Origin of the sequence: Duganella radicis, assembly GCF_009720825.1 — a bacterium.
Taxonomy (GTDB): Bacteria; Pseudomonadota; Gammaproteobacteria; order Burkholderiales; family Burkholderiaceae_D; genus Rugamonas; species Rugamonas radicis.
The window spans coordinates 59,495-84,985 of sequence record NZ_WNKY01000011.1; the positions used below are offsets into that span (position 1 = coordinate 59,495).

Sequence of the window (25,491 nt, forward strand, 5' to 3'; positions counted from 1 at the left end):
TCTATGTTACGCCCCACCCACAACGGCGACCGCTATGAACTGACCAGCCCCACGGCCATGCCGCAGGCAGCCGGTTTCCTGTGGAATCAGAAGATGATGATACAGATCACCTGCCGCGGCTACGCCACCGCCCAGTTCATGCAGCCGGAACCGGCCAAGTATGCGCACGCGCCGAATCTGGAGGCCAAGACCTTCATGCAGCCGGAGCAAAACTACTACGCGCACCACCCGGGCCGCTTCTTCTACATCAAGGACGAAGAGACGGGCGAGCTGTTCTCGGCGCCGTACGAGCCGGTGCGCACCAAGGTCGACCGCTTCAATTTCTCGGTCGGCAAAAGCAATCTGGCGTGGACCGTCGAGCATCTGGGCGTGCGCGTCGAACTGACCCTCAGCCTGCCGGTGGCGGACGTGGTGGAACTGTGGTCGCTGCGCGTGACGAACATCTCGGGCCGCGTCCGCAAGCTCAGCGTCTACCCCTACTTCCCGATCGGCTACATGTCGTGGATGAACCAGTCCGGCGAATACCGCGCGGATCTGGGCGGCGTGGTGGCCAGCAGCGTCACGCCGTACCAGAAGGTGGCCGACTACTTCAAGCAGAAGGACTTCAAGGACAAGACCTACTTCCTGTGCGAGCAGGCGCCGGACGCGTGGGAAGTGCGCCAGTCCGCCTTCGAAGGCGAAGGCACGCTAAACCGCCCGGCCGCCATCGAGGCCGAACAGCTGGGCGGCAGCGACGCCCGCTACGAAACGCCGACCGCCGCCGTGCAGTACCGCCTGTCGCTGGCCGATGGCGAGGCGCGCGACTACCGCTTCCTGTTCGGCCCGGCGTTTGACGACGCCGAGATCAAGGCCGTGCGCGCCAGGTACCTGAGCGCCGAGGCCTTCGCCGCCACGCAAAAACAATACGCGGCCTACATCGCCGGCGGCCAGGGCTGCCTGCGCATCGAAACGCCGGACGCCGATCTCGACAACTTCGTCAACCACTGGCTGCCGCGCCAGGTGTTCTATCACGGCGACGTCAACCGCCTGAGCACCGATCCGCAAACCCGCAACTACCTGCAGGACAACATGGGCATGAGCTTCATCAAGCCCAGCGTGATGCGCAAGGCCTTCCTGCACGCGCTGTCGCAGCAGGAGGCCAGCGGCGCCATGCCGGACGGGATTCTGGTGGCCGAAGGCGCCGAGCTCAAATACATCAACCAGGTGCCGCACACCGACCACTGCGTGTGGCTGCCGGTGGCGCTGAAAGTCTACCTCGACGAAACCGGCGACTACGACATCCTCAACGAAGACGTGGTCGGCGTGGAAAGCGGCGTTGCCCTCACCGTGTCCGAGCGCGTCAGCAGCGCCATGGACTGGCTGTTGCAAGCGCGCGACAAGCGCGGCCTCAGCTACATCGCCCAGGGCGACTGGTGCGACCCGATGAACATGGTTGGCTACAAAGGCCGCGGCGTGTCCGGCTGGCTGACCGTGGCCACCGCCTACGCCCTCAATCTGTGGGCCGAGATTTGCGAAACCACCGGCGCCAGTTCCTCGCTGGCCGAAAGCGCCAAGCACTTCCGCGCCGGCGCGCGCACCGTCAATCGCGCCGCCAACGAACACCTGTGGGACGGCGACTGGTTCGCGCGCGGCATCACCGATGATGACGTGGTGTTCGGCACCAGCAAGGACAAAGAAGGCCGCATCTGGCTCAATCCGCAAGCGTGGGCGATTCTCGGCGGCGCGGCCAACCCGGGCCAGCGCGCCGCCATGCTGCAACAGGTCGACCAGCAGTTGGTGACGCCTTACGGCGTGCAGATGTTCGCGCCGCCATTCAGCGCCATGCGCGACGACGTCGGCCGCGTGACGCAGAAGCATCCGGGCTCGGCCGAGAACGGCGCGGTGTACAACCACGCCGCCGTGTTCTACATCTACAGCCTGTACAGCATCGGCGAAAGCGACCGCGCCTACGACCTGCTGCGCCGCATGCTGCCCGGCCCGGGCGAGGCCGATTACCTCCAGCGCGGCCAGCTGCCGGTGTTCATCCCCAACTACTATCGCGGCGCCTGGCACGAGTACCCGCGCACGGCCGGCCGTTCCAGCCAGCTGTTCAACACCGGCACGGTGTCCTGGGCTTACCAGTGCTTCATCGAAGGCCTGTGCGGGCTGAAAGGCAATGCCGACGGCCTGGTCATCAAGCCGCAACTGCCGTCGCACTGGGATGGCATCAAGGTGGTGCGCCAGTTCCGCCACGCGACTTTCAACGTGTCTATACAACGTGCCGACGTTAAAGAAATTCAGGTCTGGCATGAAGGCAGGTGTTTGACTGAAAACGTTTTCACCGGTATCGTTGCGGGCGGAGCTTACGCGCTGGAAGTTTTGATTCCGCGCTGATCAATCAACATAAAACTACAAGGACAACGTAATCGTATGAAAAAGCGTCTCTGGCTGTCTCTGGCACTGGCTTATCCACTCATGTTAACCGGTGCCGCGCACGCCGCGGACGCCAACCAGCCCTGGCTGAATCCGGCGCTGTCGCCGGACGCGCGCGCCGAACAGCTGGTCAAGGCGATGACGCTGGATGAAAAGATCCAGACCGTGTTCGCCTACTTCTCGACCGAGTTCACGCCGAAGAAATTCGAGCAGCCGAAGGAAGGCCGTCCGGATTCCGCCGGCTGGGTGCCCGGCATTCCGCGCCTGGGTCTGCCCTCGCAGTGGCAGTCGGACGCCGGCGTCGGCGTCGCCACGCAGGCCGTGTCGAAGAAACCATACGAGCGCACCTCCCTGCCGTCGGGCATCGCCACCGCCGCCACCTGGAACCCGAAAGTCGCCTTCGCCGGCGGCGCCATGATCGGCAGCGAGGCGCGCAGCACCGGCTTCAACATCCAGCTGGCGGGCGGCGTCAACCTGATGCGCGAACCGCGCAATGGCCGCAACTTCGAATACGGCGGCGAAGATCCGCTGCTGGCCGGCATCATGGTCGGCGAGCAGATTCGCGGCATCCAGTCGAACCACATGATTTCGACCGTCAAGCACTACGCCTTCAACGACCAGGAAACCAACCGCAACCACGTCAACGTCAAGATCGACGACCAGGCCGGCCGCATGTCGGACCTGCTGGCGATGCAGTTCGCCATCGAGCGCGGCCAGCCTGGCTCGGTGATGTGCGCCTACAACCGCGTCAACGGCGACTACGCCTGCGAAAACGACTACCTGCTGAACCAGGTGCTGAAACAGGACTGGAAATATCCGGGCTACGTGATGTCCGACTGGGGCGCGACCCACTCCACCATTCCTGCCGCGCTGCGCGGCCTGGACCAGCAGTCCGGCTTCCCGTTCGATAAATCGGACTACTTCAACGGCGCCCTGAAGGAAGCGGTGGTCAACCGCCACGTGCCGGAAGCGCGCCTGGACGACATGGTCAAGCGCATCACGCGCGCCATGTTCGCCAACGGTCTGGTCGAGCATCCGGTCACCGCGCCGACCTCGGCCGACGCCGGCATCGACTTCGTTGCCCACGGCAAGATCACGCAAGCCGATGCGGAAGAAGCCATCGTCCTGCTGAAGAACCAGCACGACCTGCTGCCACTGTCTTCCGGCGTGCGCAGCATCGCCATCATCGGCGGCCACGCCAACGTCGGCGTGCTGTCGGGCGGCGGCTCGGCGCAGGTATACCCGATCGGCGGCTCGGCCGTGCCGAACGAAGGTCCGACCTCCTTCCCCGGCCCTATCGTCTACCACCGCTCGTCGCCAATGGGCGAACTGGCCAAGCTGAGCAAGGCAAAGCTGACCTACCACGACGGCAAGGACGTCGCCGCCGCCGCCAGGCTGGCCGCCAGCAGCGAGGTGGTGATCGTGTTCGCCAACCAGTGGCTGGCCGAAAGCTTCGACGCCGACGACCTAAACCTGCCGAACAAGCAGGACGCCCTGATCGAGGCCGTGGCCAAGGCCAACGCCAAGACCGTGGTGGTGCTGCAAACCGGCGGCCCGGTGGTCATGCCGTGGCTGAACAAGGTGGGCGCGGTGCTGGAGGCCTGGTATCCGGGCACCAGCGGCGGCGCCGCGATCGCGCGCGTGCTGGCCGGCGAAGTCAATCCATCCGGCCGCCTGCCTGCCACCTTCCCGGCCTCGCTGGCGCAATTGCCGCGTCCGGTGCTGGATGGCGACGCCAAAACCAAGGATGAGAACATCATCGAGAAGGTCGCCACCGACTACAACATCGAAGGCGCGGCGGTTGGCTATAAATGGTTCGACCTGAAAGGCCACAAGCCGCTGTTCCCGTTCGGTTACGGCCTGTCGTACACCAACTTCGCGTATGAAGGCCTGAGCGCCAAGCCAGCCGGCAGCGGCATCGAGGTCAGCTTTAGCATCAAGAACACCGGCAAGCGCGATGGCAAGGCCGTCGGCCAGGTCTACGTGTCGCCGGTCGCGGGCGGCTGGGAAGCACCCAAGCGTCTGGGCGGCTGGGACAAGCTGGAGTTGAAAGCAGGCGCCAGCGGCAAGGCCACCGTGCAGATCGATCCGCGCCTGCTGGGCGTGTACGACAGCGCCAGCAAGACCTGGAAGATCGCCGCCGGTGAATACCTGGTCACGCTGGCCGACTCGGCCGGCGCCAAGCCAGCCGCCAGCGTCAAGGTCAAGCTGGACGCCCGCACCGTGGACGTCAACGGCCGTTAATCCTCGGGCGCCGACAAGGCCGTGAGCAACGGCCCCTGGCCTTGTCGGAAAGTGCGCTTGACGATGGCTTCGTCAAAATAGCGCGTATAAATGCCGTGCACATACAGGTCCGCCACCATCGTCTTCAGCGTGAGGGCGTAACGCTGGCGGACCTGCTCCTCCATGGTCTTCTTCGATAGATAGATGCCGGTAAAACGCGCCGTCGCTTCCGCTATCGGAATAACCGCGGCGCGGCGATGCAGGCTGCTTTGCTTCAGGTACTTGCTGTAGATGGGCGGCGTGGCGAGCGTGCCGTCGGCGCGCCCCATCTCCAGCTTGCCGAACACGGTCTCATAATCGTTCACCACCTCCAGCCGGCCGGCGGCGGCCAGCAGCGCCAGCTGTGCGTCGACCGCCGCGCCATAGGTCACGCCACGCGTCACGTTGAGCCGCCCGCTGCCATGCTCGACGAAATCGGCCAGGCTGTGATACTGGCGTGAAGGCGCGGCCGCCAGGACCAGATCGTATTGCAGGTAGGCGTACGGCAGATGGCGCGCGTACGCATCGCGTTCCGGCGTGCGGACCGAGCCCATGGTCATGTCGATGTGGCCGGCCTCCATCTCAATGAACAGGCGCTGGCGCGGATACCAGTGGAATTCAAACTTGCAGCCGGTGCGGCGCCCCATCTCATTGGCGATCTCGACCGCGATGCCGGCGATGCGCCCCTGTTCGCGGTAGGCGGCATAACCCAGGTCGCTCAGGCCGACCCGCGTGACCGACGGGCAGGCGCCGCCGGCCTGGGCAACAGGCAGGCTGCAATACAGTACGGCGATCAATAGCAACCGGTTGCGTCTCATCATGGGCTCTTAGCTGGAGGTAACAATGAGTGTATCTTAGGTTGGCGCCTGAGCGCGAGGAAGGCCCATCGCCGCAAAGCTTGTTTGCAACAGTGCAAAGGGCGCCTGGCCAGCGGCGGTACACTGGCAACATGACACTCACTCCAGCCAAGCAAGCCGAACTGCATCGCGCCCTGCAAGACGCGGCGGACGATCACGCCTTGCTGGCGGCGCCGCCGGACTTGCAACTGCTGGCCGGAACACCGCCGCTGCCGGCCGAACACATCGCCGACAGCGAGCTGCACATCGTGCGCCACAAGGACAGCGGCTGCGTGCAGTTTGTGGTGCCGTCGGCGACGCAGGGGCTGCTGCCGCAGGGCTGGGACTGGATTGTGCAAGCCACCCTGCGCAGCAAGGAGCGCATGACGCAGGCCATGATCGAACGCATCGAGGCGCACAGCAAGCCGGAGCGCCTGCTGTCGTTGCGCCATGGCTACGGCGTGGCGGCCACAGCCGACGAACTGGCGGCGGCCCACGGACGCCGGGTGCTGTTGCTGGTGCATGGCGTGTTCAGTTCGTGCCACGGCGCATTTGGCGCACTGGACTTGCAGCCGTTGCTGGAGCGCTATGAAGGCCGGGTATTCGGCTACGACCACTGGACCATCGCCAAGACGCCTCAGCGCAACGCGCTCGACCTGCTGTCGCTGCTGCCGGCCGAGGCCGGCTGGGAGGTCGACATCCTCTGCCACAGCCGTGGCGGCCTGGTGGTGCGCGCGTTATTGAGCGAAGCCATGGCCGACATCCGCCGCACGCGCGATGGCCGCATCGCCAAGGTGGGCAAGGTGATGTTCGTGGCGGCGGCCAACCGGGGCTCGGCGCTGGCCTCGCCGGACGAAATCCAGCATTTCCTGAACGCGGCGGCGCTGCTGGCCTCGTTCAGCGGCGGCATGGCGCTGGATGTGGTGATCGGGCTGGCGCGGCTGGTGGTATCGATGGGCTTCGGCCGGCCCAGCGTGCAAGCGCTGGCCAGCAGTTCGGCCTTCATTGCCAAGCTGGACCGTGACGCCAGCCTGCTGACCGGCGCCAACAGCTACTACGTCCGCGCCAACTTCGATTACGGCGACTCCATGCTGGAGCACACCGGCGCCCTGCTCTCGCGCGTGCTGCTGGACAGCGCAAACGACCTGGTCGTGCCCTACGACGGCGTGTTGCTGCCGCAAGCGGCGCCAGACAATGCCCACATGCTGAGCTTTGGCAGCGCAGAACAAAAGCAAAACGAAGTATGGCACACCGAATTTTTCACCCAGCCCGCCACCCGGAACTTCCTGCTGGCGAACCTGCACTAGCGCCTCAGCCGCGCCCAGTGCGCGCGCACCATCTCCGCGTGATGCTCACGCAACTCCGCTTCAAAGCGCTTGGGATTTTCCTGCACATACTCGAAGAACTTCCATATCTCCGCGTTGGGATTGGGAGTCCCCTTGAAATACGTCGGCACCAGATCGGCAATATCGTCATCCACCCCGCCAACCAACATCGGCGCCTCACCTGACAAGTACCTGCGAAACTCTTCGATGCCTTCCAAAATAGCCTTGGTATTCATAATGCACCTCCAATGCTTTCAGAGATCTATACGCCGAAAAAGTTCCGCAAACGTAGTAGGCAACTTGGCGGGCGCAAACCATGCCATTCCACTTTTTCAACATCCATAAAGCAGATTGCTCGAAATAGAGGCTCGTAGGAGTAATAGACCACGCAACCGGCAAAATCCAGAGAGCGAGAATTGCGGGAGCCCTGCAATTTCGCGCCGATTTCCGGCTCCTCCGCAACCAGCAGCTTCAGAGCGCGAAACTCGACGGCGCTAAGACTCACGTATAAATTCTTTGAAAATCTGGCGCCAAACGCAAACTGCACCGGCGATTCGGATTGAGGCGCCATCTCGACCTCCAGAAGCGGTAGATGCTCCATTGTCCTGCCGGGCGTACCGCCCCATCTGATCTGGATCAAACGGGCGCGGGGGTTTTGCGGCGGCGACGGGCGTGTTTGGGATCGGCGATCAGGGGGCGGTAGAGTTCGACGCGGTCGTGCTCGCGCAGCACGGTGTCGCGCGGCTTTTTCTTGGCGTAGATGCCGGTTTCCAGCGCGTTCAGGTCCACCCCGGGCAGTTCGGCGGCCAGCCCGCTCAGGGCGATGGCTTGTTCCAGCGTGGTGTCCACCGGCACTTGCAAGGCGCGCAGGAATTGCACCGCGTCGCTGGCGTAGCACACCTGAATGTTGATGGTCTCAGCCGCCATACACCGTTTCCGCCCGTTTGCAGAAGGAGTCCACCATGCTGTTGGCGATCATGCCGAACACCGGTCCCACCAGCTTGGCCAGCAAGGCGCTGGAAAATTCGTAGTGCAGGTCCAGATCGATCTTGCAGGCGTCGGCGCGCAGCTCCTTGAAGGTCCAGGTGCCGTCCAGGCACTTGAAAGGACCGTCCACCAGCTTCATCTTGATGGTCGTCGGCGCCGTGTTTTCATTGGCGGTGGTGAAGCTTTGCTTGACACCGTGATAATTGATGCCAACGCTGGCCACCACCGTATCGCCATTGCGCTCCTTGATTTCAACACCACCGCACCATGGCAGGAATTTGGGATAGTCCTCGATCGCGGCCACCAGATCGAACATTTGCCGGGCGCTATAACCGAGTAAAACTGATTTGTGTACTACTGCCATGTGCTAACCATTTGCTATGATGTTGAATTATTCGCGCTTTTCGGCGCGCAGCAGTAGTTTAACCGATACCATCTCATGACCATAGCCGATAACAAAAAAGCCTTTTTTGACTACTTCATCGAAGACCGCTTCGAAGCGGGCATCGTGCTGGAAGGCTGGGAAGTCAAGGCCATCCGCGACAACAAGGTGCAGATCAAGGAAGCCTACGTCACCATCAAGGGCGACGAGCTGTACCTGTTTGGCGCCCACATCAGCGCCCTGCCGACCGCCTCCACCCACATCACCCCCGACATGGTGCGCACCCGCAAGCTGCTGCTGCACCGTCAGGAGATCGACAAGCTGATCGGCAAGGTCACGCGCGCCGGCTACACCCTGGTGCCGCTCAACCTGCACTACAAGGGCGGCCGCATCAAATGTGAAATCGGCCTCGCCAAGGGCAAGAAAATGCACGACAAACGTGCCACCGAGAAAGATCGCGACGGCAAGCGCGAGGTGGCGCAGGCGATGAAAACCCACCGCCGCTAAAACTGTTGCGCCCTCTGTACAAAACCCGGTCCCGCACCGGGTTTTTTATTGTTTATAGAATTTCTAACTAGAAACATCCATGCTAAACTTGGGGGTGACCGATTTTACATTCGCACCTTTGACGATGAGGCAATCATGGCGCTGAAAACTGCAATGGCTCTGGCAGCCGGAATTTTGCTGGCAGGATGTGCGGCGCGCTACACGCCCACCCCGCTGGCCGCCAACTTCCCCACCACCAAGCAAGCCAAGCTGCAAGCGGCTTACCACTGGGGCGTCATCTCCGACAATATCGAAAAGAACGTGGCCGCCGAGCTCAAGAAGAATCCGCCGCGCCCGGTCTACATCAACGAGTCGAAAGACCCGACGCCGTTCCAGCGCGCGCTGGCGACCCAGCTGACCACCTCGCTGGTGAACGACGGCCATGTGGTGTCGCGTTCGCCGGCCGGCTCGCTCAAGGTCGACCTCGACGTGCAGGCTGTCACCTTCAGCGCCAACCGTCCGCAATACCGCTACCACGGCGAGCGCGCCATTCTGGGCGCCGGCGTCTGGCTGCTGAGCGAGATCGAAGCCCCGGCACTGGCCTACGCGGCGGCCGGCGCCGGCGCGTGGGACGCCTACGACTGGTTCAACGCCCAGTTCGCGCCGGGCGCCACGCCCAAGACCGAGATCATCGTCACCGTGTCGGTGTCCGACCAGTACCGCTATCTGGCGCGCAGCACCTCGGCCTACTACGTGGCCGATACCGACCGCGTGCTGTACGGCATCGTCGATCCCAAGCCCGAAGAACCCAAACTGACCCGTACCTTCCAGGTACGCGGAGACATGTAATGCTGAAAACCGTATTGCGCACCGCCCTGCTGGCCGCGCCGCTGCTGCTGGCCGCCTGCTCCTCCACGCCGAAACAGGAAGAAGGCAATTACGCCACCATTTCCTCCAACCAGTTCATCAACGCCAACTACAAGGCCGCCGACGCCCTGCTCCAGCAACTGAGCGGCAAGCTGGTGGCCGACAAGCCGCTGATCATGGCCACGGTGGTGAATATCGACGCGCTGGAGCAGACCACCACGCTGGGCCGCCTGGTTTCCGAGCAGCTGTCCACGCGCATGGCGCAAGGCGGCCTGAGCATGCTGGAGATGAAGCTGCGTAACAGCGTCTACCTGAAACGCAATCAGGGCGAGCTGATGCTCACGCGCGAGATCGGCGAAGTGGCCAACAGCCACAACGCGCAAGCCATCGTGGTCGGCTCGTACGCCGAGACCAGCGACATGGTGTTCATCAACGTCAAGGTGATCCAGCCCAACACCAACTTCGTGCTGGCCGGCCATGACTACGTGCTGGCCAAGGAAGCCATCGTCCGCTCCATGTTGCAGCGGAACTAAAGCAGCAGCGGCAGAATATCGACTGCCGACGCCGCCACCTTCAAGCCGATCAGGTCGTCCGCCCGGGTTTTCCCGAGATTGATGGCCGCGATCGGCTTGTTCGCTTGCGCCGCCAACTTGGCGAAGCGGTAGCCGGAAAACACCATCAGCGACGAGCCGACCACCAGCACGGCGTCGGCCTCCTCGGCCATCTGCAAGGCATCGGTCGTGCGCTGCGGCGGGATGTTATCGCCGAAGAAAATCACGTCCGGCTGCAAGGTGCCGCCGCAGGCGGCGCAGTAAGGCAGCTGGAAATGCTGGAACTCGTCCAGTTCGACTTCCGCATCGCCGTCGGGACGCGCTTCCGGCACCACTTCGCCGGCCGGGCCGGTTGGCACCAGCTCCGGATTGGCCTGTGCCAGCCATTCCTGAATCCCGGCACGCGGATGCACCCGGCGGCAGTCGAGGCAGACCACGCCATGAATATTCCCATGCAGCTCGATCAGTTTGCGGCTGCCGGCCCGCGTGTGCAGGCCATCCACATTCTGCGTAACGATGCCGTGAATCCGCCCGGCCTCCTCCAGCGCGGCCAGCGCATGGTGGCCCGCGTTCGGCGCGGCGCCCGCCAGGGTCGGATAGCCGGCCATGCTGCGCGCCCAATAGCGGCGGCGCACCGCCTCGGACTTGCGGAAATCCGGTCCCTGAATCGGATTGCGGCCGCGCCGCACGCCATCCTTGTCGCGGTAATCGGGAATGCCGGAGGCGGTGCTCAGGCCCGCCCCGGTCAGCACCAGCACGCGCTGGTGGCGCCGCAAAAAGGCTTGCAGCTGGTCGATCTCGTGCTTCATGGTCATGAATTCAGGCGGCTGCGCAGGTCTTCGACGGCGGCGCGCCAGTCGGCGTAATGTTCGCTGTCTTCCCACAGCTGGCGTAGCTCGCTATCAGGCGCGAGGACGCGTTCGATGGCGCGCGCGGCTTTCTCGGCCAGATCGGCGCGCGGCTTCACCGGCTTCGCCTTGCGCGCATCCACCCATTCATCGACCGCCGCGCTGTCTTCGGTACGCGCGCCGCCCTTGCCTTGCAGACGCGCCAGCACTTCAGCCGCCACCAGCGCTTCCGCCGCGAACGGCGCCTCCAGTTCGGCGCCGCTGTCCAGCACGGTGTTCAGCGTGTCTTCCACCGCATCCAGGTTGCCGGTCTCGTGCAGATCCTCCGCCCAGTCCTGCGCGTAATCGTTGCCGAAGGCGTCCACTGCCCAGGTCCCCATAGTTACTCCTTGATGATCTTGCCTTGTGTCTTGACGACCTGCATGGCGGTAGCAATCAGCCCGCTCATGTCACCCAAATTGGCCGGTATGATAATCGAATTATTGGTCTTGGCCAGTTGGCCGAAGGCGTTGACGTACTGCTCGGCCACTTTCAGGTTCATGGCCTCGTCGCCGCCCGGTTCGCGCAGCGCGGCGCCGACCTGGCGCAAGGCCGAGGCATTCGCTTCCGCCAGCGCCACAATCGCCGCCGCCTGGCCCTGCGCGCGGTTGATGGCGGCTTGCTTGTCGCCCTCCGAGCGCGCGATCTGCGCTTCGCGTTCGCCGCTGGCGATGTTGATCTGCTCCTGCTTGCGGCCTTCCGAGGCGGCGATCAGCGCGCGCTTCTCGCGCTCGGCGGTGATCTGCGCCTGCATGGCGTGCAGGATTTCCTTCGGCGGCGTCAGGTCCTTGATCTCGTAGCGCAGCACCTTCACGCCCCAGTTGGCGGCCGATTCGTCGATCGCGTTCACGATGGTGGTGTTGATGTGTTCACGCTCTTCAAACGTCTTGTCCAGCTCCATGCGGCCGATCACCGAGCGCAGCGTGGTTTGCGCCAGCTGGGTAATCGCGGCGATATAGTTGGACGAACCGTACGAAGCGCGCATCGCATCCGTCACCTGGAAGTACAGGATGCCGTCCACTTGCAGTTGGGTGTTGTCGCGCGTGATGCAGACCTGCGGCGGCACGTCCAGCGGAATCTCTTTCAGCACATGCTTGTAAGCGATGCGGTCGACAAACGGAATCACGATGTTGAGGCCCGGCCCCAGCGTCGCGTGATACTTGCCGAGTCGCTCCACCACCCACGCGTGCTGCTGCGGCACCACGTTGATGGTTTTAATGACGAATACCAAAGCCAGAATAAACAGAATGAAGGTGACGTTACCTATGCTGATGTCCATGTAAATCTCCGTTGATTAATCTTAAGCCGCCACAATCAGGCGGCTGCCGCGTACTTCGCGGATGGTGTACTGGCCAGGCGTGGCCACCACGCCTGGCGCCACGCTGGTGTCCAATTCCACATCCCACAGCGCGCCGCGATACATCACGCGCGCCGCGTTATCCTGCCATTCCGGCACATGCACGGTCTGGCCGATATCCAGGTTGACGTTCGGGTCGCGCGCCGCGTCGACGCGTTCCTGCTGCTTGCCGTAGCGGCTGCGGCGCAGCGCCACGGTGGCGCCGGCGCCGACCAGCGCCGCCACCAGCAATTGCACCGCTTCGCCAAAGCCGAGCAGGGCCGCCGCGCTGCCTGCCGCCAGACCGATGGCGATCATCAGCAGGTAGAACGTTCCGCTGAACAGTTCCAGTATCACTGTCAGGCCCGCCGCGGCCAGCCAGTAGCTCCAATCAGCCATGATGCACTCCTTTCAAATGAAAAAACCCCCGCGTCCCGGGATGGGCTGCGAGGGTCTTTTGCTGCTGACAGATGGTATTGATAGAGTGTTTTGCCACTAAATTCGATAACTCCAGTCTATACCATTTTCAGCTTACGTCAATCATTTCTGGAGCGACGCCAGTTTCTGCCATGTGTCGATCACCGAGTCCGGATTCAGCGACATCGATTCGATGCCCTGCTCCATCAGCCACGCCGCGAAGTCCGGGTGGTCGGATGGGCCCTGGCCGCAAATGCCGATGTACTTGCCCTGCGCGCGGCAGGCCTTGATCGCTTGCGACAGCAGGGCTTTCACCGCGTCGTCGCGCTCGTCGAAATCGGCCGCCAGCAGCGCCATGCCGGAATCGCGGTCCAGGCCCAGGGTCAGCTGAGTCAGGTCGTTGGAACCGATGGAGAAGCCGTCGAAGTGCTCCAGGAAGCGCTCCGCCAGAATCGCGTTCGATGGCACTTCGCACATCATGATCAGGCGCAGGCCGTTCTCGCCGCGCACCAGGCCGTTCTTGCCCAGCAGGCCCACGACTTTCTCAGCCTGGCCCAGGGTGCGCACGAACGGCACCATGATCTCGACGTTGGTCAACCCCATGTCGTTGCGCACACGCTTCATGGCCGCGCATTCCATTTCGAACGCACCGGCGAAGTCGTCGGCCAGATACCGTGCGGCGCCGCGGAAGCCCAGCATCGGGTTTTCCTCGTCCGGCTCGTAACGCGAGCCGCCGATCAGCTTCTTGTACTCGTTGGACTTGAAGTCCGACAGGCGCACGATCACCGGTTTCGGCCAGAACGCGGCGGCGATGGTGGCCACACCTTCGGCCAGCTTGTCGACGTAGAAGGCTTTCGGCGAAGCGTGGCCGCGCGCGACCGACTCCACCGCTTTCTTCAGGTCGGCGTCGATGTTCGGGTACTCCAGAATCGCCTTCGGGTGCACGCCGATATTGTTGTTGATGATGAACTCCAGACGGGCCAGACCCACGCCGCCGTTCGGCACGGCCTGGAAGTCGAACGCCAGCTGCGGGTTACCCACGTTCAGCATGATCTTGGTCGGCAGCTTGGGCAGCTCGCCGCGCGACACTTCCGACACTTCGGTTTCCAGCAGGCCGTCGTAGATCTTGCCTTCATCGCCTTCGGCGCAGGACACGGTGACGAAAGTGCCGTCCTTCAGCACATCGGTCGCATCGCCGCAGCCCACAACGGCAGGCACGCCCAGTTCGCGCGCGATGATCGCCGCGTGGCAGGTACGGCCGCCACGGTTGGTGACGATGGCCGATGCGCGCTTCATCACCGGTTCCCAGTTAGGGTCGGTCATGTCGGCCACCAGCACGTCGCCCGGCTGCACGCGTTCCATTTCCGACGGATCGGTAATCACGCGCACCGGGCCGGCGCCGATCTTCTGGCCAATCGCGCGGCCCGAAGCCAGCACGGTGCCGGACGATTTCAGCTTGAAGCGCTGCTGCACGTCGGTCGATTTCTGCTGCGACTTCACGGTTTCCGGACGCGCTTGCAGGATGTACAGCTTGCCGTCGCGGCCGTCCTTGCCCCACTCGATGTCCATCGGACGACCGTAGTGGTTCTCGATGATGACCGCGTACTTGGCCAGCTCCACCACTTCCGCATCGTTCAGCGAGTAGCGGTTGCGCAGCTCGACCGGCACGTCAACGGTCTTCACCGAACGGCCGGCCTTGGCTTCCGAGGTGAATTCCATCTTGATCAGTTTCGAACCGATGTTGCGGCGGATGACGGGCGATTTGCCCTTCTCCAGCATCGGCTTGTGGACGTAGAACTCGTCCGGATTGACCGCGCCCTGCACCACGGTCTCGCCGAGGCCGTAGCTGGAGGTCACGAACACCACGTCCTTGAAGCCGGACTCGGTGTCGATGGTGAACATCACACCCGCCGCGCCCAGGTCGGAACGCACCATGCGCTGCACGCCGGCCGACAACGCCACTTCGGCGTGGGTGAAGCCCTTGTGCACGCGGTACGAGATCGCGCGGTCGTTGTACAGGGAGGCGAACACGTGTTTCATCGCGTCCAGCACGTTGTCGATGCCGACCACGTTCAGGAAGGTCTCCTGCTGGCCGGCGAAGGACGCATCCGGCAAGTCTTCGGCGGTAGCGGAAGAACGCACGGCGAACGATACCTCGGTCGACGAGTCGGCCACCAGTTTATCGTAGAAGGTCTTGATTTCCGCTTCCAGCCGAGGCTGGAACGGCGTATCGATGATCCACTGGCGAATCTCGGCGCCGGCTTGCGCCAGCGAGCGCACGTCGTCGATGTTCAGGTCGGACAGACGATCGGCGATGCGATCGGCCAGCGACTTGCCGCCGGCTTCGCTGTAGGACAGGAAGTCGCGGAAAGCCTGTGCCGTGGTGGCAAAGCCCCCAGGCACGCGCACGCCGGCTCCCGCCAGCTGGCTGATCATCTCGCCGAGAGATGCGTTCTTGCCGCCGACGGATTCGACATCCGTCATTCGCAAGTGTTCAAACGAGGCAACGTAGACTGCTTCGTTGTTTTGCTCCTTCAATGCTGCGTTGGACATAATTACACCTTTTTGATGATAGAAATCTTCCAGCGAGGCGCAGACTTGTTTCTTGTTATTCTGTTCGTCGTGCAGCACAATCTAACCATAGCCTTTTATTCTACAGCCTGTGGCCAGAATTGACGAACCACAATACAACATCGCATCCCCTACATGACACAAGAACAACGACCACCCCTGCCCTCCGCCGCCCGCACCGTGTTTTTTGTTTCCGATGGTACCGGTATCACCGCTGAAACCTTTGGTCACTCCGTGCTGACCCAGTTCGAGCTGCGCTTCCGCCAGGTGCGGCTGCCCTTCATCGATACGCTGGACAAGGCGCACGACGCGGTGCGCAAGATCAACGAGGCGTTTGCGACCGACGGTCAGCGCCCGATCATCTTTTCGACGCTGGTGAAGACGGAGTTGTCCGACGTCATTCGTCTATGCAAGGGCATGTACATGGACATGTTCCAGACATTTGTCGCCCCGCTGGAACAAGAGTTGGGCGTGAAGTCGACCCATACGATAGGCCGCTCGCACAACATCGTCGACAGCGAGGAGTACAAGAACCGCATCGAGGCGATCAACTTCTCGCTGGCGCATGATGACGGCCAGTCGCACAAGAATCTGTCGTCGGCGGATGTGATCCTGGTGGGCGTGTCGCGCTCGGGCAAAACGCCGACCAGTTTGTACCTGGCGATGCAGTACGGGATCAAGGCCGCCAACTACCCGCTGATTCCGGACGATTTCGAGCGCGGCAAGCTGCCGTCGTCGCTGTATGAATTCAAGTCGAAGATCTTCGGCCTGACCATCACGCCGGAGCGCCTGAGCGAAATCCGCAACGAGCGCCGCGCCGGCAGCAAGTACGCGTCGCTGGAAAACTGCCGCTACGAAGTCAACGAAGCGGAGCTGATGATGAAGCGCGAAGGCATACGCTGGCTGTCGTCCACCACCAAATCGATCGAGGAAATCTCGACGACGATCCTGCAAGAGATCAAGCCGGATCGCCGCGAGTACTAAGCGCTAGGCGCGTTCGCGCGCATACACACGGTGACGCGCCAGCATCTCCTTGAAGCTGGCCAACGCCGCCTCCGCATCCGCGCTCTCCGCCACAATCACGCCGGGATCAGGCTTGCGCGGGATTTTGGCGGCCTTCAGCAATTCGGCGCCGTTCCCCAGCGCCAGTATCGGCTTGTCGTGCTGATACTGTAGCCTGAGGAATTCCAGCGCCTGCGCGTCGCCCACGAACACCGGGCTGTCGGCCACGATCACGCCATCCCACAACACCGAGGGCCCGGTCTCGAAGCTGATTTCCACGTCCAGCGGCGCGTCGTCGCTGGTGGCGAGCGGCCCGATACGCGCCGAAATCAAACGCGGCACAGCGCCCGCATCCAGCAGCGCCGCGTACAGCTTGCGCACCTGCCCTCCTTCCGCACCCTGCCCGACCATCCACGCCACACGCCGCGTGCGCACGCCCAGCGCGCCGGGACGCGCAAACAGCGACAGCGCCGGCGACGGCTGATAGTCATGCGGCGGGTTGTCCGAGGACAGTGGCAGCGGCGGCGGCAACACCATGCCCAGGCCGTCGGCCACCGCGCCGGCCAGGCGCTCATCGATATTCAGCAGCAGCGCCAGCACGCGGCTGCGCACGGCCGGCGTCTGCACTCGCGTCAACTCAAAGCGGAAGGCATCGATGATGTGGCGCTGCTCCACCGCGCTCTGACTGACCCAGAACAGGCGCGCCTGCGAATAGTGGTCGGCAAACAGTTCCGGCTTGCCGCGCACCTCATTGCCCTGCGAAGGTTCAGGCACGCTGACAAAACCGCGCGCCCCCGCCTGGAACGGGCAGCCTCCGGCCAGCGAATTCGGCTCGTAATTCACGCGGCCACGGTTGATCTGCTGGCGATGGAATCCCTCGCGCTGGTTGTTGTGAATCTGCGCCACCGGCGTATTGATCGGGATTTCATGGAAGTTCGGGCCGCCCAGGCGCGTGATCTGCGTGTCGATGTAGGAATGCAGCCGCCCTTGCAGCAACGGGTCGTTGGTGAAGTCGATGCCTGGCACCACCTGGGCAGCGCAGAACGCCGCCTGCTCGGTCTCGGCGAAGAAGTTATCCGGATTGCGGTCCAGGACCATCTTGCCGACCGGACGCACCGGCACCAGTTCTTCAGGCACGATCTTGGTCGGATCGAGAATATCGAAGGGGAATTGCGCCGCCTGCTCCTCGGTGAACAGTTGCAGGCCCAGCTCCCACTCGGGAAACTGGCCGCTGTCGATGGCTTCCCACAAATCGCGGCGGTGATAATCGGGATCGGCGCCGGCGATGCGTACCGCCTCGTCCCACACCAGCGAATGCGTGCCGGCCATTGGCGTCCAGTGGAATTTACAGAACAGTGACGCGCCCTTGTCGTTCACCAGCCGGAAGGTGTGCACGCCAAAGCCTTGCATCATGCGGTAGCTGCGCGGGATAGCGCGGTCCGAGGTTTGCCACATCAGCATATGCGCGATCTCGGGACTGAGCGAGGCGAAGTCCCAAAAGGTGTCGTGCGCGCTGGAGGCTTGCGGCATGGCGTGATGCGGCTCCGGTTTGACCGCGTGGACCAGATCGGGGAATTTCATCGCATCCTGGATGAAGAACACCGGAATGTTATTGCCGACCAAATCCCAGTTGCCGTCATCGGTGTAAAACTTGACGGCAAAGCCGCGTACATCGCGCACTGTGTCGGCCGAACCGCGCTCGCCGGCCACCGTGGAGAAGCGCACAAACACCGGCGTGCGCTTGCCGGCCGCCGCGAACGGCGCGGCGCGGGTGATGGCGCGCAGGTCTTCGTAACTTTCAAAATAACCGTGGGCGGCCGAACCGCGCGCGTGCACCGCGCGTTCGGGAATGCGTTCGTGGTCGAAGTGCGTCAGCTTCTCGCGCAGGATGAAGTCTTCCATCAGCGTCGGGCCGCGCAGGCCGGCTTTCAGGGAGTTCTGGTTGTCGGCCACCGGCACGCCCTGATTGGTGGTCAGCTCGCGGCCAGTGTCGTCCACGCGCACGCGGTCCAGCGGGCGGTTGATGGCGTTATCGCCGATGTCCGGCTGGCCGTCGCCGACCTTTTCCGAGGCGACGGTTTCGGTGCAGGTGCTGGCGGTGGCGATGGGCGTGGGCGGCGTGTGCGTTTCGCCCTTGTGCGGCGTGTAGGCAGCTTCGCCGTATTCCAGCGGCTTGGTGGAATTGAACGGCATTTCGGCCGCCAATGTCTCGTCGCCGGTGACCTTTTCCAGCAGCTGCCCGGCGATGGGATTGGGCGGTCCAAGCCGAGTCGGATGCGGCGGCGCGGCCGGCCCGGCCACCGTGCTGAGTACCGATCCGGCGCCATCCACCGCGCCGCCGTTGTTCTTACGTTTAGCCATCTCACACCTCGCATTTGACGCCCTCCCGACGGGAGCGCAGAAATCGAGTGTGCGATTGTTATGGCTGGCTGTATTTGATCCGGCTCAGAAGAAGTGCTGCCAGTCGGCCAGCCAGGCGGGGAAGTCTTCCACCGGCATCGGCTTGGCGATGTAGTAGCCTTGGGCGTAGGTGCAACCCAGGCCTTGCAGGAAGTCCCAATCCTGCTTGGTCTCGACGCCCACCGCCACCGACTTGCGGTCAAGGCTGCGCGCCAGGCCGAGACAGGAGCGCAGCACGGTGCCGATGGCGGCGCGCTTGGAGGCGCCGTCCACGAAGCTGCGGTCGATCTTCAGTTCGGAGAACGGGATGCGCGCCAGCAGTTGCAGGTTGCTGCGCCCGGTGCCGTAGTCGTCGATGGCGAGGCCGAAACCTTGCATGCGCAACCGCAGCAGGCGTTCGAGGAAGTGCGGATCGGTGCTCAGCACCGCCGATTCAGTCATCTCGAAGGTGATGTAGTCGGCCATGATGTGGTGCCGCGCAAGGCAGGCCGCGATCTGCTCCATGAATTGCGGATGCGCCAGCGTGGTCTGGTCGACATTGATCGAGACCGAGATCGGCACGCCCTGATCGTGCAGCTTGCGGCAGGCCGCCACCGATTTTTCGATCATGGTCCAGTCGAGGAAGTCGACCCGCCGCGCCGCCTCCAGCGCCGGAATGAAGGCCGCCGGCCCCAATACGCCGCGCAAGGGATGGCGCCAGCGGGCGAACATTTCCAGCCCTTTTACCTGTCCGGTCTCCAGTTCGATCTTGGGCTGGAAGAAGGGATCGAACTCGCGGTTCTGCAAGCCCTGCCCCACTTCGGCGAACGACATGGCCTGCGCGCCGTCGCCCGCCGTGTGTGACTCGCCCGGTTGCAGGTAGTTGTTGATCAGCGCGACCAGGCGGCTGCCGATCACCGGCTTGCCGATCGCGCCCAGCACGTTGACGCCGTAGGCCAGCGCCATGGTCTCCACCGAGAACAGCACCGCGTTGGTTTGCGCGCCCACCACGATCACGCCGGCCGTGCAGCGTGCCTCACCGAGGCGGCGTATCAGTTCCAGCGCATCCATGCCCGGCAAGGCCAGGTCGATGATGGCGATGTCCACCGCCGGCGTAATGCCGGCGTTGAAATGGCGCAGCGCGGTGTGGCCGTCCGGCGCCTGCGTGATACGTCCGACGCCGAGATGAACCAGGATATCGGCCAGCGCATGGCGTTGTACCTGATCCCCTTCGGCTACCAGAAAGTGCAACTGCGCGATATCCATGACGGCTCCAGTGTGTTCTTACGTCTGATTCTGCCTTACTTGCTCGAAAAAGCAAACTGCCGCGCAAGCGGCGACGTTGAGCGACTCCACCTGTCCGAGGTGCGGGATCACCACCTTGTGGGTGGCCAGCGACAGCAGGTCGTCCGCCACGCCCTGCCCTTCGTGGCCGAAGATCCAGGCCACCGGCTGGCGCAGGTCGATGTCGTACAGGCGCTGCGCCGCGTAGCCGCTGGTGGCCAGCGTCGGCACGCGCGCGTTCCGAACCAGTTCCGCCAGATCGACGTTTTCAAAGATATCGAGCACGAAGTGCGCGCCCATGGCCGCGCGCAGCACTTTGGGCGACCAGCAAACCGCCGAACCGGCGCTGCAATACACTTGTTGGATGCCCGCCGCCGCCGCGCTGCGCAGGATGGAGCCCATGTTGCCCGGGTCCTGCACGCCATCCAGCAGCACCGCCGATACGCTCAGTGCTTCGGTCACGCTGCGTTCCGGCGTGTCGACCAGGAACATCACGCCGATGCCATGTTCGACCTGGCTGACGGCGTTGTACAGCGCATCCGGCAAGGCCAGCACGTGGGCGCGCTGCGCTTCCAGCTGGCCGACGATATCCATCACTTCCGGGTTTTGCAGCGAGCCTTCGCTGACCACGCACTGCTCCGGCATGCCGCGCAGTTGCAGATACGATTGGCACAGATGCACGCCATCCAGCAGCGTGCGGCCGGCCTTGCGGCGCGCCTGCTGGCTACCGGCCAGCTTGACCAGTTCCTTGTACTGCGCATTGTCACGCGAGGTGATGGTCTTCACGCCAGGCCTCCGGCGCGCAGCGAGAATACTTCGATCACTTCGCGCACCGGCGCGAACGAGCGGCGATGCACCGGCGAAGCGCCGTGCTCGCGCAAGCGCTCCAGGTGCAGCGCGGTGCCGTAGCCTTTGTGCTGGTCGAAGCAGTATTGCGGATACTGCGTGTGCAGCGCCACCAGCGCGGCGTCGCGCGCGGTCTTGGCGAGGATGGAGGCGGCCGAAATGGCTTCCACCTTGTCGTCGCCACCGACGATGGCGATGCTCTGGATTTTCATTACCGGGCAGCGGTTGCCGTCGATCAGGGCCAGCGTCGGCACCGTCTTCAGCGCTTCCACCGCGCGGCGCATGGCCAGCATGGAGGCCTGCAAGATATTCAGCTTGTCGATTTCCGCTTCCGACGCTTCGGCGATGGCCCATGCGATGGCCTGCGCCTTGATCAGCGGCGCCAGCATGTCGCGCTTGGCTTCGTTGAGTTTTTTCGAATCGCGCAGGCCATCAATCGGCCGCGATGGGTCGAGGATGACGGCGGCCGCGAACACCGGGCCGGCCAGCGGCCCGCGGCCCGCTTCGTCCACACCACAGATGATTTCGTCCGGCGATTCGGGCAAGTCGTCGAACAAGCCAAGATTTTGGTTCTTCACTTTCGTCCTTCAATAACACGCAGCACAGCGGCCGCGCTCTCCGCCGCGCTGTTGCGCAGCAGGCTGTGATGCATATCGGTGAAGCGCTGCGCCAGCCGCAAACGGTGTGGCGCATCGCTCAACTGCTTCCACATGGCTTCCGCCAGCGCTTCCGGATTGGCCGCGTGTTGCAGCAGTTCCGGCACCAGGAATTCGCGCGCCAGGATGTTCGGCATTCCGATCCACGGCTGATAGCCGAAGTGGCGCAGGATTTGCCACTCCAGCTCCATCATGCGGTACGCGATCACCATCGGCTTCTTGAACAGCGCCACCTCCAGCGAAGCCGTGCCGGAAGCCACCAGCACCGCGTCGGCGGCCGCGATCGCGGTGTGCGACTGGCCGTCCAGCAGCCGGATCTCAACGTCCTGCAAGCCCGCCTGCGCCACCAGTTGCAGGAAATACTGCCGTTGGCGCTCGCCCGCCATCGGCGCCACGAAGCGCAGCGTGCGGTCGCGCGCCTTGAGCAGCCTGGCCGCCTGCATGAAGGCCACGGTGTTGTACTTGATCTCCGACATGCGGCTGCCCGGCATGATGGTGACCACGCTGGCGTCTTCCGGCAATCCCAGCGCACGTTTGGCGGCGTTTTCGTCCGGGGTCATCGGGATCAGTTCCGCCAGCGGATGGCCGACATAGCTGACCGGCACGCCGGCCTGCTTGTAGATCGCTTCCTCGAACGGGAACACCACCAGCATGTGCGACACGGCCCGGATGATTTTCTTGATGCGGCCACCGCGCCAGGCCCAGATCTGCGGGCCGATGTAGTGCACGGTCGGGATGCCGGCCGCCTTCAGCTGCTCTTCCAGCCCGAGGTTGAAGCCCGGGTAGTCGGCGCCGATGAAGGCGGCCGGGCGCTCGGCCAGCAGTTGGTCGCGCAGCGCGGTCTGGATGCCTTTCAGTTCGCGGTAGCGCATCAGCACCGGCAGCAGGCCGCGCACGGTCAGCTGGTCCATCGGCCAGTGCGACTCGAAACCATGCGCCATCATCGCCGGACCGCCGATGCCGTGGAAGCGCGCGTCCGGCAGATGCGGACGCAGGCCGGAAAGCAAACGAGCCGCCAGCATGTCGCCGGACGGCTCGCCTGCTACCAGTGCGATGGATGGGCCGCGCCCTGTCGCCGGCCGGCCCACGCCGGCATCGGCGCCCTGCGGCGGCAAATTAGCGGACGATGCCACGGGTCGCGGTATCCAGGAATTCGCGCATGGCGCGCATGTGCAGCGCCACGTCGGCCGGCACCGCCGCCTCTTCGACGATCAGCGCCGCCTTGGCTTCTTCCAGCGTGAGGCCGGAGCGGTAGATGATTTTGTAGGCCGCGCGGATGCCGTTGATCTGCTCGCGCGTGAAGCCACGGCGTTTCAGACCTTCGATATTGACGCCGTGCGCCGCCGCCGGATTACCGTTCAACAGCACGAACGGCGGCACATCCTGCGTCAGCGAGGTGCTCATGCCGACAAACGCGTGCGCGCCGATCTTGCAGAACTGGTGCACATTGGCGAAGCCGCTCATGATCACGTGGTCGCCGATTTCAACGTGGCCGGCGATCTGCGCATTGTTCGAGAAGATGGTATTGCTGCCCACCTGGCAGTCATGCGCCAGGTGCACATAAGCTGAAATCCAGTTGTCGTTGCCCAGCGAGGTCACGCCCTTGTCCTGCACCGTGCCAGTGTTGAAGGTGCAGAATTCGCGGATGGTGTTGCGGTCGCCAATGGTCAGGCGGGTAGGCTCGCCCTTCCACTTCTTGTCCTGCGGCGCGGCGCCGATCGACGAGAACTGGAAGAACTTGTTGTCGCTGCCGATGGTGGTGTGGCCTTCGATCACCACGTGCGGGCCGACCACCGTGCCGGAGCCGATGGTCACATTCGGACCGATCACCGAGTACGGGCCGATTTCCACGCTGTCGTGCAGCTCGGCCTTGCTGTCGACGATGGCGGTGGCATGAATTTTTGCCATGATGCTTAACCTGCCGGCTGCGAAGCGTCAGTGGCGCTACGGATGGTGCACATCAGTTCCGCTTCCACGGCCACCTGGCCGTCGACCGAACCAACCGCCTTGTACTTCCAGATGCCGCGCGCGTTGCGCAGGATCTCGACGTCCATTTTCAGCTGGTCGCCAGGACCGACCGGGCGCTTGAAGCGCGCGCCGTCGATGCCGACGAAGTACACCACCGAATTCTCGTCAGGCTTGATGCCCATGGTCTTGAACGACAGCAGGGCCGCGGTCTGCGCCATCGCCTCGATCATCAGCACGCCCGGCATGACCGGCTTGTGCGGGAAGTGGCCGTTGAAGAACTCTTCGTTTACGGTCACGTTCTTGATGGCGGTGATGGTCTTGCCCTCTTCGTACGAAATCACGCGGTCCACCAGCAGCAGCGGGTAGCGGTGCGGCAGGTAGGATTTGATTTCGCAGATATCCATGGTTTTGGAAGTTTCGGTAGTGGTCATGATTCGTCTTCTTCTGATTTCGTCTTAATGATTTTTTCAAGCGCGCGGATTTTATCGCGCATGGCCGGCAGGTTGCGCACAATGACCGCCGACTTTTCCCAGTCGGCGTTCTTGGCCAGCGGGTAGAAGCCGGTGTACTGCCCCGGCTCCAGGATCGAGCGCGACACCATGCTGCCCGAACCCACATGCACCTTGTCGACAATGGTCAGATGGCCCAGCACCATGGCCGCGCCGCCAAAGGTGCAGTACTTGCCGATCTTCGCGCTGCCGGCCACGCCGACGCAGCCGGCCATCGCCGTGTGCGCGCCGATATGGCAGTTATGGCCGATCTGGATCTGGTTATCCAGCTTCACGCCGTCTTCAATAATCGTATCGGCCAATGCGCCACGGTCGATGGTGGTGTTGGCGCCGATATCCACGTCGTCGCCGATCATCACGCGGCCGGTTTGCGGAATCTTGATGTAGACGCCGCCCTCGTTGGCAAAGCCAAAGCCGTCGGTGCCGATCACCGCGCCGGAGTGGATGATGCCGCGCTTGCCGATCTGGCAGTAAGCGTGGAAAGTCACGTTGGCGAACAGCTGCGTTTCCGCGCCGATCACCGCCTCGTGGCCGATGAAGCAGCCGGCGCCGATCACCACGCCCTCTTCGATCACGGCGCCGTCCTCGATCACCACACGCGGGCCGATGTGGGCCGAAGCGGCGACTTGCGCGCTCTCCGCCACCACCGCCGTGGCATGCACACCGGCCGCCGGCACGATGGCCGTCAGCGAAGCGAAGTACTGTGCCGCGCGGGCGAAGTACACATAGGGATTCGGAACGACGATGCGCGCGCCGCCGTAGCCGGCCGCGATGAATGCGTCATCGGCGGCCGACACAATCAGCGCCGCCGCCTTGCTCTGCGCCGCCTGCGCGCGCAGTTTGCTATTGCTGAGAAAGCTGATGTGCGAAACGCCGGCATCAGTCAGGGGCGCGATCCCGGTCACTTCCAGGTTTGCGTCGCCCACCAACTGTCCGCCCAAGCGTTCGACCAATGCTCCTAGTCGAGTGCCCATCGGGTGATCCAATCTTTATTTGTCTTTATCCAGCGCCGCCAGCACCTTGTCGGTGATGTCGATACGGTTGCTGGCCCAGACCGCGTCTTGCAGCACGATGTCGAAACCTTCAACGCTGGCCAGCTGCTTGATGATCTTGGTGGCTTTTTCCGAAATCGCCTGGCGCTCCTCATTGGTGCGCTGGCTTACGTCCTCGCGAAACTCGCGCTGGCGGCGCTGGTATTCCTTATCCAGCTCGAACACGTCGCGCTGGCGCTTGACGCGGTCCGCTTCGCTCAGCGACGGCGCGTCTTTCTCCAGTTTTTCCGACGCGGACTTCAGGCGGCCGGCCATGTCGGTCATGGCTTTTTCGCGCGACTTGAATTCTTCCTTCAGCTTTTCCTCGGCCAGCTTGGCCAGCTTGGATTCATTGTAGATGCGCTCAGGGCTGATCCACGCAATGCGCGACACCGAGGTCTGAGCCTGCACCGGCGCCAATGAACACCAGCCCAGTGCAAGCGCGGCGAGATATTTGGTCATGGTAGCGGATGCAGTCTTCAACTTATTTCTCCGAG

At 63.4% G+C, this 25,491-nt stretch carries 26 protein-coding genes; 7 read left to right on the forward strand and 19 right to left on the reverse strand.

Annotation, left to right across the window (positions count from 1 at the left end):
- Window positions 1–3: 3 nt before the first annotated feature.
- The gene (locus tag GM676_RS12435) at window positions 4–2,373 is read left to right on the forward strand and encodes a GH36-type glycosyl hydrolase domain-containing protein (RefSeq protein ID WP_155463888.1); all 2,370 of its coding nucleotides are present in this window, start codon (window positions 4–6) and stop codon (window positions 2,371–2,373) included.
- 81 nt (window positions 2,374–2,454) lie between these two features.
- On the forward strand, window positions 2,455–4,656 hold the full coding sequence (locus GM676_RS12440) for a beta-glucosidase family protein (protein ID WP_229262657.1): 2,202 nt from the start codon (window positions 2,455–2,457) through the stop codon (window positions 4,654–4,656).
- On the opposite strand, the gene GM676_RS12445 is transcribed toward GM676_RS12440, so the two are convergent.
- On the reverse strand, window positions 4,653–5,495 hold the full coding sequence (locus tag GM676_RS12445; RefSeq protein ID WP_155463890.1) for a substrate-binding periplasmic protein: 843 nt from the start codon (window positions 5,493–5,495) through the stop codon (window positions 4,653–4,655). The genes GM676_RS12440 and GM676_RS12445 overlap by 4 nt on opposite strands.
- 128 nt (window positions 5,496–5,623) lie before the next feature.
- Between GM676_RS12445 and GM676_RS12450 the strand changes: the two genes are divergently transcribed.
- Window positions 5,624–6,817, forward strand: a complete 1,194-nt coding sequence (locus GM676_RS12450) for an esterase/lipase family protein (protein WP_155463891.1) — start codon at window positions 5,624–5,626, stop codon at window positions 6,815–6,817.
- Here GM676_RS12450 and GM676_RS12455 read toward each other — a convergent pair.
- The 4 genes from GM676_RS12455 to GM676_RS12470 all read right to left on the reverse strand — a co-directional run bounded on the left by GM676_RS12455 (window position 6,814) and on the right by GM676_RS12470 (window position 8,186).
- Complete coding sequence (locus tag GM676_RS12455) at window positions 6,814–7,071, reverse strand: hypothetical protein (protein WP_155463892.1); 258 nt, start codon at window positions 7,069–7,071, stop codon at window positions 6,814–6,816. The genes GM676_RS12450 and GM676_RS12455 overlap by 4 nt on opposite strands.
- A 26-nt stretch (window positions 7,072–7,097) precedes the next feature.
- Window positions 7,098–7,406, reverse strand: a complete 309-nt coding sequence (locus GM676_RS12460; RefSeq protein WP_155463893.1) for a hypothetical protein — start codon at window positions 7,404–7,406, stop codon at window positions 7,098–7,100.
- 65 nt (window positions 7,407–7,471) lie between these two features.
- Window positions 7,472–7,762: an RnfH family protein gene (locus GM676_RS12465; protein ID WP_155463894.1), complete on the reverse strand. Its 291-nt coding sequence runs from the start codon at window positions 7,760–7,762 to the stop codon at window positions 7,472–7,474.
- Window positions 7,752–8,186, reverse strand: coding sequence for a type II toxin-antitoxin system RatA family toxin (locus GM676_RS12470; protein ID WP_155463895.1), 435 nt, complete (start codon window positions 8,184–8,186; stop codon window positions 7,752–7,754). The genes GM676_RS12465 and GM676_RS12470 overlap by 11 nt, the downstream gene beginning before the upstream one ends.
- Window positions 8,187–8,261: 75 nt before the next feature.
- Between GM676_RS12470 and smpB the strand changes: the two genes are divergently transcribed.
- From smpB to GM676_RS12485, 3 genes are all read left to right on the forward strand, one after another.
- Entirely contained in the window at window positions 8,262–8,711 is a 450-nt protein-coding gene (gene smpB, locus GM676_RS12475) for an SsrA-binding protein SmpB (protein WP_155463896.1), read from the forward strand.
- 153 nt (window positions 8,712–8,864) lie between these two features.
- The gene (locus GM676_RS12480; protein WP_229262658.1) at window positions 8,865–9,539 is read left to right on the forward strand and encodes a hypothetical protein; all 675 of its coding nucleotides are present in this window, start codon (window positions 8,865–8,867) and stop codon (window positions 9,537–9,539) included.
- Window positions 9,539–10,090, forward strand: a complete 552-nt coding sequence (locus tag GM676_RS12485; protein WP_155463898.1) for a FlgO family outer membrane protein — start codon at window positions 9,539–9,541, stop codon at window positions 10,088–10,090. Before GM676_RS12480 ends, GM676_RS12485 begins: the two co-directional genes overlap by 1 nt.
- On the opposite strand, the gene GM676_RS12490 is transcribed toward GM676_RS12485, so the two are convergent.
- From GM676_RS12490 to ppsA, 5 genes are all read right to left on the reverse strand, one after another.
- Window positions 10,087–10,923, reverse strand: a complete 837-nt coding sequence (locus tag GM676_RS12490) for an NAD-dependent protein deacetylase (RefSeq protein ID WP_155463899.1) — start codon at window positions 10,921–10,923, stop codon at window positions 10,087–10,089. The two genes, GM676_RS12485 and GM676_RS12490, sit on opposite strands and share 4 nt — an antisense overlap.
- The gene (locus GM676_RS12495; RefSeq protein ID WP_155463900.1) at window positions 10,920–11,336 is read right to left on the reverse strand and encodes a DUF4259 domain-containing protein; all 417 of its coding nucleotides are present in this window, start codon (window positions 11,334–11,336) and stop codon (window positions 10,920–10,922) included. The genes GM676_RS12490 and GM676_RS12495 overlap by 4 nt, the downstream gene beginning before the upstream one ends.
- A gap of 2 nt (window positions 11,337–11,338) precedes the next feature.
- Window positions 11,339–12,274, reverse strand: a complete 936-nt coding sequence (locus GM676_RS12500) for an SPFH domain-containing protein (RefSeq protein ID WP_155463901.1) — start codon at window positions 12,272–12,274, stop codon at window positions 11,339–11,341.
- A gap of 21 nt (window positions 12,275–12,295) precedes the next feature.
- Window positions 12,296–12,730: an NfeD family protein gene (locus GM676_RS12505; RefSeq protein WP_155463902.1), complete on the reverse strand. Its 435-nt coding sequence runs from the start codon at window positions 12,728–12,730 to the stop codon at window positions 12,296–12,298.
- A 141-nt stretch (window positions 12,731–12,871) separates the two neighbouring features.
- Entirely contained in the window at window positions 12,872–15,301 is a 2,430-nt protein-coding gene (gene ppsA / locus GM676_RS12510; protein WP_155463903.1) for a phosphoenolpyruvate synthase, read from the reverse strand.
- A 153-nt stretch (window positions 15,302–15,454) separates the two neighbouring features.
- On the opposite strand from ppsA, the gene ppsR reads away from it, so the two are divergent.
- Window positions 15,455–16,303, forward strand: a complete 849-nt coding sequence (gene ppsR, locus GM676_RS12515) for a posphoenolpyruvate synthetase regulatory kinase/phosphorylase PpsR (protein WP_155463904.1) — start codon at window positions 15,455–15,457, stop codon at window positions 16,301–16,303.
- A gap of 3 nt (window positions 16,304–16,306) precedes the next feature.
- On the opposite strand, the gene GM676_RS12520 is transcribed toward ppsR, so the two are convergent.
- From GM676_RS12520 to GM676_RS12560, 9 genes are all read right to left on the reverse strand, one after another.
- Entirely contained in the window at window positions 16,307–18,682 is a 2,376-nt protein-coding gene (locus tag GM676_RS12520; RefSeq protein ID WP_155463905.1) for a catalase, read from the reverse strand.
- A gap of 84 nt (window positions 18,683–18,766) precedes the next feature.
- A complete protein-coding gene (locus tag GM676_RS12525) occupies window positions 18,767–19,966 on the reverse strand; it encodes an EAL domain-containing response regulator (RefSeq protein ID WP_155463906.1) in 1,200 nt (399 codons plus the stop codon).
- A gap of 18 nt (window positions 19,967–19,984) precedes the next feature.
- Window positions 19,985–20,770 carry a TrmH family RNA methyltransferase gene (locus GM676_RS12530; protein WP_371866216.1) on the reverse strand — a complete coding sequence of 262 codons (786 nt, stop codon included), beginning with the start codon at window positions 20,768–20,770 and terminating at the stop codon, window positions 19,985–19,987.
- Window positions 20,767–21,408, reverse strand: coding sequence for a ribonuclease HII (gene rnhB / locus GM676_RS12535; protein WP_371866217.1), 642 nt, complete (start codon window positions 21,406–21,408; stop codon window positions 20,767–20,769). The genes GM676_RS12530 and rnhB overlap by 4 nt, the downstream gene beginning before the upstream one ends.
- Window positions 21,405–22,574 (reverse strand): lipid-A-disaccharide synthase, encoded by a 1,170-nt coding sequence (gene lpxB, locus GM676_RS12540; RefSeq protein ID WP_371866222.1) that lies wholly within the window; start codon window positions 22,572–22,574, stop codon window positions 21,405–21,407. The genes rnhB and lpxB overlap by 4 nt, the downstream gene beginning before the upstream one ends.
- 28 nt (window positions 22,575–22,602) lie before the next feature.
- Entirely contained in the window at window positions 22,603–23,394 is a 792-nt protein-coding gene (gene lpxA, locus GM676_RS12545; RefSeq protein WP_155463907.1) for an acyl-ACP--UDP-N-acetylglucosamine O-acyltransferase, read from the reverse strand.
- Between the two features lie 5 nt (window positions 23,395–23,399).
- Window positions 23,400–23,885: a 3-hydroxyacyl-ACP dehydratase FabZ gene (gene fabZ / locus GM676_RS12550; RefSeq protein ID WP_170304285.1), complete on the reverse strand. Its 486-nt coding sequence runs from the start codon at window positions 23,883–23,885 to the stop codon at window positions 23,400–23,402.
- The gene (gene lpxD / locus GM676_RS12555) at window positions 23,882–24,937 is read right to left on the reverse strand and encodes a UDP-3-O-(3-hydroxymyristoyl)glucosamine N-acyltransferase (protein WP_155463908.1); all 1,056 of its coding nucleotides are present in this window, start codon (window positions 24,935–24,937) and stop codon (window positions 23,882–23,884) included. Before lpxD ends, fabZ begins: the two co-directional genes overlap by 4 nt.
- 15 nt (window positions 24,938–24,952) lie before the next feature.
- On the reverse strand, window positions 24,953–25,456 hold the full coding sequence (locus GM676_RS12560; protein WP_155463909.1) for an OmpH/Skp family outer membrane protein: 504 nt from the start codon (window positions 25,454–25,456) through the stop codon (window positions 24,953–24,955).
- Window positions 25,457–25,491: the final 35 nt, after the last annotated feature.